We start from the raw sequence: 16,640 nt of genomic DNA on the forward strand, positions 1-16,640 counted from the left end.
ACTCAAGCACGATCACCCGACTGGTGTGGGCCAGAGTTTGTACAGCGACGCACCGGCGGGCTGTCCTCTTGCCTGAATGACGTACCTACTGACGGAGCATGTTATGACCAAAGACAATCTGCCGATAACGCAGGTCGAATTCATTGCCCTGTGCGCGATGATGTTTGCCACCATTGCGTTCTCAATTGACGCCATGCTCCCGGCATTGCCACAAATCGCCGCCGAACTCAGCCCCGGCAGCCACAACACCGAAACCCTGATTGTCATGTCCTTTGTGCTTGGCATGGGCGTAGGTACGTTTTTCACAGGCCCCCTGTCGGATCGCTTTGGCCGTAAGCCAGTGCTGATCTCCGGCGCGGTGATCTACACGCTCTGTGCCTTTATTGGGTATCAAAGCCAAACTCTGGAATGGTTGCTGGCCGCCCGCCTGTTCCAAGGCATGGGTGCCGCAGGCCCCCGCGTTGTGACTCTTGCCATTGTCCGAGACTTGTTTTCCGGTCGCGACATGGCCCGCATCATGTCGTTTGTCATGATGGTCTTTATTTTGGTGCCTGCCGCGGCGCCTCTTCTGGGACAATTCATCATCGATTTCTCCTCCTGGCGCGGCATCTTTATCGCTTTCATGCTGTTTTCCATGGTCTCGGTTCTTTGGATTGGCATCCGTCTGCCTGAGCCGCTGCCCGTAGAGCAGCGCCGCCCGTTCAGCATGGCCAAACTGTTGGCCGGCCTACGCGAAATGTGGGGCATTCCCGCCGTGCGCACGTCTATCCTGGTGCAATCGCTGATCATGGGCAGCCTCTTTGGCCTGATTGGCACCGTGCAATTGGTTTATGATCAAACCTATGACCGTGCCGCCGAGTTCCCATATTGGTTTGCCGGCATCGCTCTGGCCTCTGGCACCGCCAGCCTCCTAAACGCCAAACTGGTGATGAATTGGGGCATGCGCTTTCTGGTGACAGTTGCCATCGCGAGCAAAATCTTCTGTGCCAGCATTATGGTTGTGGCTTTGACAACGCTGAACACCGAAATGCAATTCTATGCTTTTGCCCTGTGGCAACTGACCGTATTTTTCTCTGTTGGCCTGACAATTGGTAACCTCAACGCCATGGCTATGGAACCTCTGGGGCATATGGCGGGCACCGCTGCGTCTGTCATGGGCGCGCTCTCCACCATTTTTGGCGTGATCATCGCGGCGCCCATCAGCCTCGCGTTTGATGGCACACCTCTACCATTGGTTATGTCCATTGGCGCGTTGGCTCTGGTGGGTTTCATGCTGATGCTGCACATGCGTCGAATTGAAGCCCGCGCTGTCACCGCCTAAAGCTACTTGCACATCCACTGGCCATGCGGAAAAGTAGCCGCATGGCCAGCGCTCTAATCCTCCGCAATCGCAATTACCGTCTTCTCTTTGCCTCCGGCGCCCTGACCAATCTCGGCGACGGCCTTGTGATGCTGGCCATCCCTTGGTTGGCCACATTGCTGACCCGTGAGCCAGTGGCCATCGCCGCCGTCGCAGCAGCTGGCCGCCTGCCCTGGTTGTTCTTCGCTTTGCCCGCTGGCGTGATCGCCGATCAGGTTGATCGCCGCAAGCTTATCGCCCGCGCCGACCTATTGCGCGCCACGCTTGTGGGGGCCATCTTGTGGCTGGCGCTCAGTGCCCCCGGCGCAGGTGCAATCTGGCTTCTCGCTGCGCTCACCTTCCTACTTGGCGCGGCCGAAGTCCTGCGTGACAACGCGGCGCAGACCATACTGCCTGACATCGTGACACCCTCTGATCTCGAAGCCGCCAACGGCCAGATGTGGAGCGTGGAACAACTCACTGGTCAATTTATTGGACCACCACTGGCAGGCTTCCTGATCGCCTCCAGCGTCGCGCTGCCATTTGGTCTAGACATCGCGGCTCTTATGCTGGCCGCCGGCATGATCTGGATGATCAGCCTGGCCCCCCGCCCCAAAGTGCAACAAAACTTCTTTGGCGCTCTGAAAGAAGGCATTGCCTTCATGCGCTCCGACCGCCTTCTGCTGCGTCTCGCCATTGTGCTGGGCTGTGCCAATTTCATCGCCATGGGCACAATGACCGTGCAAGTGCTCTTTGCCCAAGACGTGCTTTCCCTCACCGCCACACAATACGGTTTCTTGCTGTCCATCGCCGCCCTCGGTGCCATCACCGGCAGTCTCACTGCACCCAAATTAGTGCAATGGTGTGGCACTCAATCTTGCCTCTACGCCTCCATCGCCATATGGGGCATCGGCTACGGCACGATCGGCCTGACCACTTCGGCCATCCCGATGGCATTTGCACTGTTCTCGGTCATGGCCGCCGCGATGTTGTGGAACGTGATCACAGTCTCCTGGCGCCAACGCCGCATTCCTACGGAGCTACTGGGCCGTGTGAACAGCATCTATCGTTTCTTTGGCTGGGGCAGCATGCCGCTTGGCGCTATGGCGGCCGGGGCTATGGTTGCGCTGCTAGAACCATCCTTGGGCCGTGAGCTGGCTCTTCGCGCGCCTTTCTTCACCGCCGCCGCACTATGCCTCTGCCTGCTGCTCTATGCCATTTCCCGCCTGCAACTGGACTGACCAAACGCATTCATTTCCCCTAAATACCCGGGAGTCTGGGGCAGCGCGCACATGCAAAACACCGCAGAAACGCACCTCCACAAAACAGCCGCGATACAGATGCAATACCGACGCGTTATTTGGCGGATTTTGCCTTCTTGCGCTTCTTCTCATCAACCACTTTTTGAGCAAGGTCTCGGGCAATCGCAAACGCGCCTTTGATCTTGTCAGAGGCCTTCTGCCAATCCCGACGCACCACAATTTTATTGTCTTTGACCTTGGCGAGCCCCTTCTGATCCTGAATGAACTCCACCAAGCCTTGAGGCGAGGCAAACTTGTCGTTGTGGAACTGAATAGTCGCGCCCTTTGGTCCGCCGTCCAGCTTGGCAATTCCGGCTTTCTTGCACATCTCTTTGATACGCACGATCAACAGTAACGTATTGACCTCTTTTGGTAATTTTCCAAACCGGTCGATCAGTTCAGCGGCAAATCCTTCAAGCTCCACCTTCCCCTGAAGTCCGCTCAAACGACGGTACAATCCAAGCCGTACATCCAAGTCTGGCACATAGGTATCCGGGATCAAAACCGGTACACCCAAGTTGATTTGTGGCGCCCACTGATCGTCTCCACCTGACAGGCCTTCCAGCTCACCGGTTTTGATCTTGGCAATCGCGTCCTCCAGCATCGACTGGTACAGCTCATACCCCACGTCGCGCATTTGGCCGGACTGCTCTTCACCCAGCAAATTCCCGGCCCCCCGAATATCAAGGTCTTGAGACGCAAGAGTAAATCCGGCGCCCAAAGTGTCCAGAGACCCCAACACCCGCAGCCGCTTTTCCGCCGCCGGAGTCAACTTCACCCGCGGTTTTGTGGTCATATAGGCATAGGCTCGTGTCTTGGAGCGCCCAACCCGTCCCCGAATTTGATAGAGCTGCGCCAATCCAAACATGTCTGCGCGATGCACAATCATTGTGTTGGCGGTGGGAATATCGAGACCGCTTTCCACAATTGTTGTGGCCAGCAGCACATCATACTTGCCGTCATAAAACGCGTTCATGCGGTCATCGAGCTCACCCGCCGCCATCTGACCACTGGCCGTGATAAAGCTCACTTCAGGCACATGATCACGTAAAAACTCTTCAATTTCAGGCAGATCACTGATCCGTGGCACCACGTAGAAACTCTGCCCACCGCGATAATGCTCGCGCAAAAGCGCTTCACGTATTGTCACCGCATCAAAGGAACTCACGTATGTGCGAATTGCCAGTCGGTCCACCGGCGGCGTGCCAATGATAGACAGATCGCGTACACCAGACAGGCTCAATTGTAAGGTCCGTGGGATTGGCGTTGCAGTCAACGTCAGCACATGCACATCACTGCGCATCTGTTTGAGCCGCTCCTTATGCGCCACGCCAAAGTGTTGTTCTTCATCAATGATCAGCAGCCCGAGATCTCTGAACCGGATATTTTTGGCCAAAAGCGCATGAGTTCCAACGACAATATCGACCGTGCCGCGTGCCATTCCATCGCGAGTTTTCTCAGCTTCTTTTGCCGAAACAAACCGTGACAAAGTTCTAACTTCTAAGGGAAATCCCCTAAATCGTTCAGCAAATCCCTTTGCGTGCTGACGCGCCAGCAGCGTGGTTGGCGCAATCACTGCCACCTGTTGCCCTGACATCGCCGCCACAAATGCCGCGCGCATCGCCACTTCGGTTTTGCCAAAGCCAACGTCACCACACACCAAACGATCCATCGGGCGTCCGGACGCCAAATCGCCGATCACGTCCCCAATCGCGCTAAGCTGATCTTCGGTTTCCTGATACGGGAACCGTGCAGAGAATTCCTCCCACGCGTGATGCTGCGCCTCTAACACAGGTGCCCTGCGCAACTCCCGCTCTGCCGCCACCCGAATGAGCCGATCCGCCATCTCGCGGATACGCTCTTTGAGTTTGGCTTTCTTCGCCTGCCAAGCGCCCCCGCCCAAACGATCCAGAAGGCCTTCGTCATGGCCATATTTTGAGAGCAACTCGATGTTCTCAACTGGCAAGTAAAGCTTTGAAGACTCGGCATATTCCAGGGAGATAGTCTCATGTGCAGCGCCTGCTGCCGTGATTACTTCAAGCCCAAGATAACGCCCTACGCCGTGGTCCACATGTACCACCAAATCACCGGGGCTGAGCGACTGTGTTTCGGTGAGAAAGTTCTCTGCCCGTTTCTTCTTGCGTGGCGCGCGGATCAAACGGTCACCCAGCACGTCTTGCTCGGAAATCACCGTCATAGATGGGGTGACAAATCCGTGTTCCAACGCCCAAACCGCCAGGTACAGCCCAGATTTCCCAAGGTTCTTTGCATCCTTGATGTGGACGGTTTCCGCCAGACCTTCGTCTTCGATCAGGCCGCTTAAACGCTCCCGCGCGCCCTCGGAATAGCTTGCCACAACCACCGGTCCGTCAGTCCGCATCGACCGAATGTGATCTGCCAAAGCTCCAAAAAGGCTCACATTTTCTTGTTGTCGCTCCGGCGAGAAATTTCGACCAATACGCCCGCCTGCATCAATCACACCGGGCCCCGAGGCTTGTGGCAAAGGTGAGAAATGCAGCACCCGTCGCCCACCGATGGCCCTGCTCCAAGCCTCATCGTCCAAATACATAAGCTGCGGTGGAACGGGTTTATAGACAGTATCCATGCGCGCCTTTTGCGCCATGGCATGTTTGCGCGTCTCATATTGATCTGCCACACTGTCCCAACGCGCAATGCGCGCTGCATCCGATTGATCATCCACAGAAATCACTGCATTTGGCAGATAATCAAACAGCGTTTCCAACTCTTCGTGGAAAAACGGCAACCAGTGCTCCACACCTTGATGTTTGCGTCCCGCGCTGACCGCTTCATACAGAGGATCATCGGTGCCTGCTGCGCCAAATTCGATACGATAATTCTGTCGGAACCGCGTGATGGCTGACTCATCCAGAATGACTTCGCTGACGGGTGCAAGCTCGATCAGGTCTAGGTTTTCGGTGGTACGCTGCGTCGCCGGATCAAACCGCCGCACCCCATCCAAAATGTCTCCAAAGAAATCAAGCCGCACCGGGCCACTGTCGCCGGGTGGGAAAATATCAATAATCCCCCCGCGAATTGCGTAATCTCCCGGCTCCATAACCGTCGGTGCTTGTGTGAACCCCATCCGTACCAGGAATTGGCGCAGTGCCTTTTCATCAACGCGCTGATCGACCTGCGCCCGAAACGCTGCTTCTTTCAAAATCTTACGTGCAGGCACCCGCTGTGTGGCCGCGTTGAGCGTGGTCAGGAGTACAAACCGACTGGGCATGTCATGCACCAGCCCGGCCAATGTCGCCATACGGGTCGCAGAGATATTGGCATTGGGTGACACACGGTCAAACGGCAGACAATCCCACCCCGGAAACACAATAACCGGCATGTCTGGTTGAAAGAACTCCAGCGCCGCCTTGGTGGCCGCCATGCGCTTGTCGTCGCGCGCTACATGCACCACGGGACCGTTGCTTTTGGCCACCTCATTGAGGATCAACTGAGCATCAAAGCCTTCAGGAGCCCCACCCACGGAGATGTGTTGCGCGTCTTTCATCGGATTAACCGTCCAATTTATAGTGTTACGCGGGTAAGTTTACCCAAGCGGAGAGATTTGAAAGTTCTGAAACATGCCCCAAAGCGAGGTCACAAAAATCGAGATCATCCCGATAAATTGCACCCAAAACCGATGCCGCGCCAATCGTTTTCTGAGCTCTTCAGGCTGGGGAGCTTCTACCCGAATGCGTCGAGCCAGCCGCACGCTGAGCAAGCTGACAATACTCATTGGGAACAGGAGCAAGAAAACTGCCTGCGCGAACTCCACGTTGTAGCCAAACCCCACGCCAGCCAATCCTGTTAGGATAAAACAGCTGCCGCCGATTAGAAAAAGCCCGGAAACATCAGCAATGTGTAGCAATCGGTTGCAGTTGATCCGCACGAGATCCTGCAGGTCAATCTCCGCCTGCCCTCCGTTGCGTTTGGCCCGCAGAACGGAATCCCACGGCACGCCCAGCACCCAATGGCTGGCCGAAGACCAAAAAACCGCAAGCGCAATCCAGAACCAGAGGTTGCTGAAACTGCGCATATCGATGAGTTCAAAAATTGTTTGGCTCAGGTCCAAAGTCTTCACTGCCCTTTAGATTTTCCATCTGACATACCGCGCTCCTGCGGCAATTCCTAGCCTTGAGCTGCGGTTAAATCCGTGGCACCTCTGCTGTTGCAAATTTACGGAGCTTCCCATGACCCACACGCCTGCGCCCTTTCCAACCTCGCGCCTGCGCCGCACCCGTCAATCCGCTGCTGTGCGCGGCCTTGTGCGTCAAAACTCACTGACTGTGGATGACCTCATCTGGCCTGTGTTTGTTCGTGATGGGGAAGGTATAGAAGAGCCCATTCCCTCAATGCCCGGCGTGTATCGACGCTCCGTGGACAAGATTGTCGAGGCCGCGCGCGAGGCAGCTGACCTCGGTATCCCGGTGATCTGTCTCTTTCCGTATACAGATCCGGCGCTCAAAACCGAAGATTGCGCCGAGGCTTGGAACCTGGAAAATCTCTCCAACCGCGCCACCCGCGCCATCAAAGCTGCGGTGCCAGAAATTGCGGTGATGACCGACGTTGCGCTGGATCCCTATAACATCAATGGCCACGACGGTTTTGTGGTCGACGGCGAGATAGTCAACGACGCAACCGTCCAAGCGCTTGTCAAACAGGCCCTGTCTCAGGCCGAAGCTGGGGCGGACATCATTGGACCATCGGATATGATGGACAACCGCATTGGTGCCATCCGCAACGCATTGGAAGAAAACGGCTTTCAAAACGTCATGTTGATGAGTTACGCCGCCAAATACGCCAGCGCGTTTTATGGCCCGTTCCGAGACGCAGTGGGCGCATCTGGAGCGCTCAAAGGCGACAAAACAACCTATCAAATGGATCCAGCCAACGCGGATGAGGCCCTGCGCCTTGTCGCACGAGACCTGTCGGAGGGTGCGGATATGGTTATGGTCAAACCCGGGATGCCCTATTTGGATATTTGCCGGAGTGTGAAAGACGAATTTGGTGTGCCAACCTTTGCGTATCAGGTGTCTGGTGAATACGCGATGATCACCGGCGCGGCGCAGAATGGCTGGATTGATGGCGACAAGGCCATGCTGGAAAGCCTGATGGCTTTCAAACGCGCGGGCTGTGATGGCATTTTGACCTATTTTGCGCCCGCTGTGGCGCGCAAACTTTCCGGCAAATAGCCCACAATGTGCCACAAAATATAGTGATCTGGCGCAGTTTTCGTGACATCACAGGCTGCGCCATCTATAGTCACTGCAAACCGGATCAAAAAACCGGTGATCTGAGCAGAACAAAACATATGGGCAATAGACCATGAGCAATATAACACGGCGCGGCTTTGCGCTTTCCGGACTCGCTGCGGCAGGTATGACTGCAGCATGTGGCAACGGCGTAGGCTCCAATGCCTCAAGTGAAATCGATGCGCGCGCCGACACCACGCTGGACTACCTCTTCACCGAATATCCCAACACATTGGATTTGAAAGCCAAATCCACTGGTATGCTGGTCATGCCTTTGATCACCGAAGCTGGGTTTGGCTTTGGCGGCGGCTACGGCCGTGGCGCATTGCGGATCAACGACGCCACTGTCGACTACTATTCCGCCACCAAAGGCAGCGTTGGTTTGCAAATTGGCGCCCAACAACACGCACATGTGTTGTTCTTTATGACCGACGGCGCGCTCACCGAATTCCGCAGTTCAAACGGCTGGGCCGCGGGCGCCGGAGTGCAATATGTGGTTGCCAACGAAGGCGCCAATATTTCGGCTGAAACCACCAATCTTTTGGCCCCTGTGATCGCGGTGATCTTCGGTCAGGCAGGCTTGAAGGTCGGCGCCACACTCGAAGGCATCAAATACACCCGCATCATCCCGTAAATCTCTGACCTTTCAGGATATATCACACCCCCGAAGGTGTCTTGATCTGAGCGCGCGGGGCATTCCCACGCGCTCGGTTTGTATCCACTTACGGTCTGTGCCCAGCTTTCGGATGCGTCATGAAGGGGCGTATTTAACCCATTGCCCGCAGGCGTTTGATCAAGCTTGACGTGTCCCAACGCCCGCCATCCAATTTCTGCACGTCTTTGTAGAACTGATCCACCAAGGCGGTCACTGGCAAGCTCGCGCCCACCTCATCTGCTGTCGACAGACAGATCCCCAGATCTTTGCGCATCCAATCAACCGCAAACCCGTGCTCGAACTCGTCGTCAATCATGGTCTCGTAGCGGTTCTGCATTTGCCAGCTGCCCGCAGCCCCACCGGCAATCACTTCCACAACGGCACGGCCGTCCAGCCCGGCCTTTTCGGCGAAATGCAGTCCTTCTGACAGACCCTGAACTAAGCCAGCAATACAAATCTGGTTCACCATCTTGGTCAGCTGACCCGCGCCGCTCTCGCCCAATCGTTTGATCGACCGTCCGTAAGCCTGCATAACCGGTTCAGCAGCCTCATAACTGGCTTCGTCACCGCCACACATGATCGACAACACGCCATTTTCGGCCCCGGCCTGACCACCGGACACCGGTGCGTCCACAAAGGCGATGCCTAGCGCTTTGCCCGCATCATATAACTCAGCAGTGACCTTGGCGGACACAGTGGTGTGATCCACAAAAATTGTGTCACGCCCCATGCCTTCAAACGCACCGTTTTCGCCAATACAAACCTGGCGCAAGTCATCATCATTGCCAACACAGCACATCACAAAATCAGCGCCCGCTACAGCCTCAGAAGGCGTCGCGCCAAAGGCCCCGCCATTTTCCTTGGCCCAAGCCTCAGATTTTGCAGTTGTACGATTAAAAACAGTCACTTCGTGACCGGCCTTCGCCAAGTGCCCAGCCATTGGATAGCCCATCACACCAAGCCCCAAAAACGCAACTTTTGCCATCGTCTTTCCCCCATCTGTCTATTGTCGTAATACTTGTCTCGCCTGTACAAGCAGAAGGCAAGAACAAACAAAGGCAGCTCTATGACCACATTCTTTCAATGGCTATTGCGCATCGCGAGCGGCCTGGTGATTCTGTGTGTTCTGGGCGTGATGCTGGTTTATTTCCTCGCCTCCCGCAGCCTGCCAACCTACGATAAATCCTTGACCGTTTCCGGCATTACAGAGCCTGTCGAGATTGTGCGCAACAACGCAAACGTGCCCCACATTTTTGGCCAATCTGACGACGATGTCTTCTTTGGTCTTGGCTATGCCCATGCCCAGGATCGCCTTTGGCAAATGCTGACCATGCGCCGCACCGTCCAAGGTCGCCTGTCTGAGGTGTTTGGCCCACGCACGCTCGACATTGATAAACTCATGCGGCGCTTTGATCTTGCCCGCGCAGCCCGCCAATCGGTGTCCGTTCAAGACGACCAGACCCTCGCCGCGTTGGAAGCTTACGCGCGCGGCGTAAATGCCCGCATCAATGAGGTGAACACCGAAGCCCTGGGCCGTGGCGCACCGGAGCTATTTCTTTTCAAACAAAGTTTTTCGCCTTGGCAACCTGCGGATTCAATCGCCTTGCAAAAACTCATGGCCTTGCAACTCACTGGTCAAATTCAATTTGAAGTGCTGCGCGCGCGCACCTCGCTGGCCTTGACTGATCAAAGACGCCTCGTCGACATTCTGCCCGACGCCCCCGGGTCCGGTGTTGCTGCGTTGCCCGAATACGCCAGTCTTGTCCCCAACACGCCGATATTTGCCAAAAGCGCCCCACTGCCTCAGCACCCGCTGTCCCCATTTTCCCTGCCAAGCCTGTCCGGCGCTTCCAACGCCTGGGCAGCAGCGCCAATCCGCAGCGCCACCGGTGGCACTTTACTGGCCAACGACCCCCATTTGGGCCTATCCGCGCCAGCTATTTGGTATCTCGCACGGCTTGAACTCAACTCAGGTGGCGTGATTGGCGCGACCATTCCGGGCATTCCTGTGGTGTTGGCAGGGCGCAGCAATGACCTCGGCTGGGGAGTGACAGCCGCTTATGTCGACGATCAAGACATTTTCATCGAGGAGCTGGATCCAACCAACTCTGAAAACTATCGCACGCCAACCGGCTTCAAAGCATTTGACACACGTAAATCAATTATCACAATCAAAGACGCTGAACCGGTCACTCTTACCTTGCGGTGGACCGAAAACGGCCCTGTCCTGCCTGGTTCTGATTTCAATCTCAGCAGCATTACTCCGCCGGGCCACGTCGCCGCGCTCTCCTGGACAGCTCTCAGCCCACGCGACACCTCCACCAGCGCTCTTATGGCGCTGATGTTTGCCAAAACCGTGGAAGATGGCCTACAAGCCACAAAGGGACACGTCGCGCCCGGTCTTACACTCACACTTGCTGATCGCGAAAACATCGGCATGAAGCTGATCGGTGCACTGCCCAAACGCGATGCCAAACACCAAAGCCAAGGCCGCTTGCCTGCGCTTGGCTGGCGGGCTGAAAACCGCTGGCAAGGTGTTTTTGATTCCGCCGCCAATCCGTCTTTCATCGCGCCCATTGGCGGGATTGTCGGCAACACCAACAATAAACTGGTTGAGCGTCCCTTCCCTGCACATGTCTCCCACGTCTGGGGTGACAGCCAGCGAATCCAACGCTGGACACGTCTGATGCAAAACCGTCGGGTGCACACGCGTGACAGTTTCATAGAGGCCCAGCTGGACACGGTCAGCTTCTCCGCGCGCGCTCTGCTGCCACTGATTGGCGCTGACCTTTGGTTCACCGGGGAAGCCGCTCCCAAAGGCTCTCGCGAACGCCAGCGCCAACGCGCGCTGACCCTGTTGTCGGAGTGGAACGGCGAAATGAATGAGCACATTCCGGAGCCGCTGATCTATTCAGCTTGGGTCCGCGCGCTTCAAGAGCGTTTGATACAAGACGATCTCGGGCCCCTCGCCGATGAGTTCACCCATGTCGAGCCGCTGTTTATCGAACGTGTCTTCCGCAACGTTGGCGGCGCAGGTGCGTGGTGTGACGTGCGCCAAAGCGCTCCAAAGGAAACCTGCTCCGACATGGCCCGCCTTGCCTTGGACGACGCATTGATTGCCATTGAAGAGCGTTATGGCCAACAACTTGAGGCCCTGCGCTGGGGCGACGTGCACCAAGCCACCCACGATCACCAGGTCTTGGGCAAAGTGCCTGTTCTGCGTTTCTTTGTGAACATCCGTCAATCCACGTCCGGAGGTGACAACACCCTGCAACGCGGCAAAACGGCGGGCACCGGGGCCAACCCGTTCCTGAACGTACACGCGGCCGGGTATCGCGGTGTGTACGATTTTGCGGACCCGGACAGCTCCGTCTTCATCATTTCTACCGGACAGTCTGGCCACTTCTTGTCGCGGTTTTACGACGACATGGCGCAGCTCTGGCGCCGTGGCGAGTATATCCCGATGTCATTGGATGAAGAGCTGGCACGCGCTGCCGCGGTTGGTGTCACCACGTTGCAGCCGCGTGCCCAATGATCGTTTAAAGGCCTTCGAACTGTGCCCGCTGTTTTGGTGTCCATAGGACGGTGAGTTCAAACCCGTCTTCGGTTTGTTCCTCAGCTTCCACAACACCTTCTTTGAACAGCCAAGCCCGGCCTTTGCCATCGGCAAACGACAGCTTCAAAACCTCACGGGATTTGTCGCCTGTAAGCGCCTGTGCAATGGCCGCAAACATCTCGTCCAACCCCTGCCCGCTCACGGCCGAGACAGCAAATATTGCGTCGTCCCGCTCTGCTTTTGCCACCACTGCATCTCGATCATCAGGGCTGAGAAGATCGATCTTGTTCCAGATCTCTATCTGCGGCGTGTCTTCACTCAAACCCAGCGTCTCAAGAATAGTGGTCACGTCTTCCGACTGATGCTGGCTCTCCGGATGCGCAATGTCGCGCACATGCAGGACCAAGTCCGCAGCCAAAACCTCTTCCAGCGTTGCGCGGAACGCAGCCACCAACTGGGTCGGCAAATCACTGATGAAACCCACTGTGTCTGACAGGATCACTTCCGGCCCATTGTCAGGCAACTCCACAGCACGCATGGTTGGGTCCAATGTGGCAAACAACATGTCTTTTGCCATCACATCTGCGCCGGTAACCCGGTTGAAAAGTGTGGATTTTCCGGCGTTGGTATAGCCCACAAGCGCAACAATCGGAAACGGCACTTTGGCGCGCGCCTTGCGATGCAATTCGCGGGTTTTCACCACTTTGGACAGCTGTCGCCGCAGTCTGACCAAATGGTCGTCAATCGCCCGTCTGTCAGCTTCAATCTGGGTTTCGCCAGGACCACCGACAAACCCAAGCCCGCCGCGCTGGCGTTCCAAATGGGTCCAGGCCCGCACCAACCGCGTGCGCTGATAGGACAGCGCCGCCATCTCCACCTGCAACACACCTTCTCGGGTGCGTGCTCGGTCCGAGAAAATCTCAAGGATTAACCCGGTTCGATCCAGAAGTTTGACCTTCCACTCTTTCTCAAGGTTGCGTTGCTGCACAGGTGTCACCGGTCCATCAATCAGGACCAGCTCCACTTCATTTGCTTCGAAAATCGCCTTCAGTTCTGCGATCTTGCCGGTCCCGAAAAGCGTACCGGGCTGCGCCCGCGACAAGCGCACCACAGTTGATCCAACCGTTTCCAACTCAGGCAAAGCATCGGCAAGAGCAATGGCCTCTTCCAATGCGAAAGAGGCCTCACGCCGAACATCGACGCCGTAAATATCGGGATGCAGGACCCAAGCGCGGGTCACCTGCGTGTCATGCTCCATCAAGAGGCGTCTTCACCCTCATAAAGAGAAATCGGCTGTGCCGGCATGATTGTGGAGATCGCGTGTTTGTAGACCAACTGGCTCTGACCATCACGGCGTAACAGCACACAAAAATTGTCAAACCAGGTGATAACACCCTGCAATTTTACACCGTTGATCAGAAAAATAGTTACCGGAACTTTGGTTTTCCGGACGTGATTTAAAAATGCATCTTGGAGATTCTGTCGATCCGAAGCCATGTCGCGCTTGCCTTTGTTCTTGTTTACGCATCGGGTAGTCGTGCGGTGAGAGTATGGAACGTGGATTCGTGACTTACCAGCCTAAATTGTTAAGTTTTGGGTCGGGCCCAAGGTAAACCGCATCATTTCTGCCACAAATCCGGCGATATCAATGCGATGATCGCCAATGCCTCTAACCGTCCGAAGGTCATTGCTGCACATAAAATGAGCTTTTCTGCGACCCCAAGCGAGGAAATTGCAATCGGGAATTCCCCGGCAATTTGGGTCAATGGTCCGGCTGTGGTCAAAGCAGAAATCGCCAAAATAGCGGCTTCCTGAAAGTCATTCCCCAACAGGGCCAGCGCAATGGTCACTGCCGCAATGGACAAGGCAAACAGCATGAAAAACACCCAGGCTATCACCGCACCTTTGCGTCGAATTTGCCGCGCCCCTGTGCGCCGTCGTCCCAGAACCACGTTCGGGTGCACCAGCCGCTCCATTTCCCCCAAACCTTGCACGTAAAGCGCATAGACCCGCAGCAATTTCACACCACCAGCCGTGGTGGCTACACCACCACCAACCATGGCCAGCGCCATCAGGATCAGCCCAGGGGCAGACAACCCACTCCATTCCCGCGCCACATCCCACTCACCACTCTGAAACCCAGTGGTGGTCAAGAAACTCATCACAGTAAACAAACCGCCCCACGCCGCCTTCAACGCAGCCATAGGGTCTTGTGTTGCCTCGCCTTCAAACGCCCCAACCCAATGGCGCATAAACAGCGCCGTCGGCACCACCATCACGATCAAAAATCCAAGGCGCAGCTCCGGATCTTCCCAAAGGTTGTTGCGCCGCACCGATCCTGTGTCAGCGCTGAACGTGCCCCGAGACAAAGCAAACAGCAGGAACAGAAAGATCACCATTTCGCCCGGCACACCGCTGACGCTGGAGCCGACTCCACCAACCGCTGAAATCCCACTTGTCGACATAGTTGCCATCGCGTGCATGGTTGCCACAAACGGGCTGTCACCCAGCACAATCAACATCACCGCCAAGGCAAATGTCAGTCCCCCGTAGATGGGCACCAAGGCTTGGGCCGCTTTGCTCCAGCGCTTCATCGGATGAGCACGCTGCATATGTCCAAAGCTTGCGCTCGCCTGCCCCGGCTCCCCAACAGCGGTCACTTCAAATCCACCAAGGCTAAGCGGCGCAAATACCGCCGCCGCGGCCAACCACATCAATAATCCTCCAAGCCAGCCAACCATGCCGCGCCACAAGTGCAGGGGATCCACCAACATGCTGGCAGGTTCATAAATTGTCATACCCGTGGTGGTCAGGCTACTGACCATCTCGAAGTACACATCCAAAAACGGCACCACATCCAGGGATTCATACATCGGCCAAGCCAGCACTGCCGGCAGCAACGTGATGGCAAAAAACAGTGCTTTGAGATTGTCTGACGTGCGTGCGCGCCGTTTGGTGCCCTGGATCGCAATCGCAATCAATACACAGGCAAACAGCACCAAAATGCCGCCGTAAAAGAACATTCGAGCGACAAAATGCTGATCCTGATGAGCGGCCAAAGCCGCTGGCACAAACATCAAAAAGCCAGAAAACAGTGTCATCTGCACCAAGAGGGGGATTTGTGACAGGCCCAGTTTCATGGCTTAGAAAAAATCGATGGAGACCTGCAACAGCCGCTCCACTTCCGGCACATCTGCGGTCAGAGAAAACAGCACAATCACGTCCCCTTCATCAATGCGTGTACCACCTTTGGGTTTCACCACCTCTGTGCCTTTCAAGATAGCACCGATCAACACGCCTTCAGGAAAGTCGATATCACGCACCATTTGTCCTGCAATGGGTGAGGTCGACAGCACCTCCGCCTCAATGATCTCTGCTTCGGTGTCCCCCACTGAATAGACATCTTTCACGCGCCCATGGCGAATATGGCGCAGGATCGAACTCACCGTGGTGGCCCGCGGGTTGATAAACGCATCAATCCCTAGGGGCGTCATCAGCGGAGCCAAAGTTGGATCGTTGATCAAAGAAATGGCCAAAGGACAGCCCGCGGATTTCGACCGCACCGAGGCAAGCATATTGGTTTTATCATCGTCGGTCACCGCCAGCACTGCGTCCGCCCGGTCCACGCCGGCTTCTGCCAGAAGCGCCACATCCATACCGTCACCGTTCAAAACGATGGTACGTTCCAGCGCTTCAGCCGCGCGCTCGGCCACTTTCCGGTCTCGCTCAATGATCTTAGTGCGCACTCGCGAGGCACTGGCCTCAAGCCGCTGCGCCACCATCAGGCCCACATTGCCGCCGCCCACGATCACCGCGCGTTCTTGTTTTTTCTGTTGCTTGCCAAATACTTCCATGGTGCGAACCACATCTTCAGCCAAAGTAAAGACGTAGATATCATCCCCAACAAACAGCTGATCCCCCGGCTCTGGTGCAATCAACGTGCCACCACGCCGCACACCAACAACAACCGCACTTAATGTGGAGAACAAGTCTGTGAGCTGACGCAAAGGTGTGTTCACCACCGGGCAATTATCGTCCAACGTCAGACCGAGCATCTGCACCTTTCCGGCCAGAAATGTCTCCGCATCAAATGCCCGCGGGGTTGCCAACCGCTTCAAAGCTGCATCCGCAACCTCACGCTCAGGTGAAATCACCACATCAATCGGCATGTGCTCGCGACGGTACAGGTCTGAATAGAGCACATCCAAATATGACTGACTGCGCAGGCGAGCGATCTTACGCGGCACCGAAAACACCGAGTGCGCCACCTGACAGGTCACCATATTGACCTCATCCGAATAGGTCGCAGCAATCACCATATCTGCATCCCGCGCGCCCGCGCGGTCCAACACATCCGGATAGCTCGCAAACCCCGCAATGCCTTGAACATCCAGAGTATCCGTGGCGCGGCGCACCAGGTCCGGGTTGTTATCGACAACGGTAACATCGTTGTTTTCACCGGACAAATGGCGGGCAATCTGCCACCCAACCTGACCAGCCCCGCAGATAATGACCTTCATGT

12 protein-coding genes are annotated in these 16,640 nt (G+C 56.1%); 5 read left to right on the forward strand and 7 right to left on the reverse strand.

What is annotated here, in order from left to right:
• Window positions 1-103: 103 nt before the first annotated feature.
• A complete protein-coding gene (locus QOL67_RS05140; protein WP_283424900.1) occupies window positions 104-1,321 on the forward strand; it encodes a multidrug effflux MFS transporter in 1,218 nt (405 codons plus the stop codon).
• A 41-nt stretch (window positions 1,322-1,362) separates the two neighbouring features.
• On the forward strand, window positions 1,363-2,580 hold the full coding sequence (locus tag QOL67_RS05145) for an MFS transporter (protein ID WP_283424901.1): 1,218 nt from the start codon (window positions 1,363-1,365) through the stop codon (window positions 2,578-2,580).
• Window positions 2,581-2,695: 115 nt separating this feature from the next.
• Here the strand turns inward: QOL67_RS05145 and mfd are convergent, their stop codons facing one another.
• Window positions 2,696-6,163, reverse strand: a complete 3,468-nt coding sequence (gene mfd, locus QOL67_RS05150; RefSeq protein ID WP_283424902.1) for a transcription-repair coupling factor — start codon at window positions 6,161-6,163, stop codon at window positions 2,696-2,698.
• Between the two features lie 39 nt (window positions 6,164-6,202).
• The gene (locus QOL67_RS05155) at window positions 6,203-6,727 is read right to left on the reverse strand and encodes a component of SufBCD complex (RefSeq protein ID WP_283425457.1); all 525 of its coding nucleotides are present in this window, start codon (window positions 6,725-6,727) and stop codon (window positions 6,203-6,205) included.
• A 118-nt stretch (window positions 6,728-6,845) separates the two neighbouring features.
• On the opposite strand from QOL67_RS05155, the gene hemB reads away from it, so the two are divergent.
• Together hemB and QOL67_RS05165 are read left to right on the forward strand one after the other, a co-directional pair.
• Window positions 6,846-7,847 carry a porphobilinogen synthase gene (gene hemB / locus QOL67_RS05160; protein WP_283424903.1) on the forward strand — a complete coding sequence of 334 codons (1,002 nt, stop codon included), beginning with the start codon at window positions 6,846-6,848 and terminating at the stop codon, window positions 7,845-7,847.
• Window positions 7,848-7,980: 133 nt separating this feature from the next.
• Window positions 7,981-8,541: a lipid-binding SYLF domain-containing protein gene (locus tag QOL67_RS05165; RefSeq protein ID WP_283424904.1), complete on the forward strand. Its 561-nt coding sequence runs from the start codon at window positions 7,981-7,983 to the stop codon at window positions 8,539-8,541.
• A 133-nt stretch (window positions 8,542-8,674) separates the two neighbouring features.
• Here QOL67_RS05165 and QOL67_RS05170 read toward each other — a convergent pair whose 3' ends face one another.
• Window positions 8,675-9,547 carry an NAD(P)-dependent oxidoreductase gene (locus QOL67_RS05170; protein WP_283424905.1) on the reverse strand — a complete coding sequence of 291 codons (873 nt, stop codon included), beginning with the start codon at window positions 9,545-9,547 and terminating at the stop codon, window positions 8,675-8,677.
• Window positions 9,548-9,628: 81 nt separating this feature from the next.
• On the opposite strand from QOL67_RS05170, the gene QOL67_RS05175 reads away from it, so the two are divergent.
• Entirely contained in the window at window positions 9,629-12,097 is a 2,469-nt protein-coding gene (locus QOL67_RS05175; protein ID WP_283424906.1) for a penicillin acylase family protein, read from the forward strand.
• Between the two features lie 4 nt (window positions 12,098-12,101).
• Here the strand turns inward: QOL67_RS05175 and hflX are convergent, their stop codons facing one another.
• The 4 genes from hflX to trkA form a co-directional block, all read right to left on the reverse strand.
• Window positions 12,102-13,376, reverse strand: coding sequence for a GTPase HflX (gene hflX / locus QOL67_RS05180; RefSeq protein WP_283424907.1), 1,275 nt, complete (start codon window positions 13,374-13,376; stop codon window positions 12,102-12,104).
• Window positions 13,376-13,615: an RNA chaperone Hfq gene (gene hfq / locus QOL67_RS05185; protein WP_008204623.1), complete on the reverse strand. Its 240-nt coding sequence runs from the start codon at window positions 13,613-13,615 to the stop codon at window positions 13,376-13,378. Before hfq ends, hflX begins: the two co-directional genes overlap by 1 nt.
• Before the next feature lie 122 nt (window positions 13,616-13,737).
• Window positions 13,738-15,219, reverse strand: a complete 1,482-nt coding sequence (locus QOL67_RS05190) for a TrkH family potassium uptake protein (RefSeq protein ID WP_283424908.1) — start codon at window positions 15,217-15,219, stop codon at window positions 13,738-13,740.
• A gap of 42 nt (window positions 15,220-15,261) precedes the next feature.
• The gene (gene trkA / locus QOL67_RS05195; RefSeq protein WP_283424909.1) at window positions 15,262-16,638 is read right to left on the reverse strand and encodes a Trk system potassium transporter TrkA; all 1,377 of its coding nucleotides are present in this window, start codon (window positions 16,636-16,638) and stop codon (window positions 15,262-15,264) included.
• Window positions 16,639-16,640 lie beyond the last annotated feature (2 nt).

Origin of the sequence: Shimia sagamensis, assembly GCF_900182745.1 — a bacterium.
GTDB lineage: Bacteria > Pseudomonadota > Alphaproteobacteria > Rhodobacterales > Rhodobacteraceae > Shimia > Shimia sagamensis.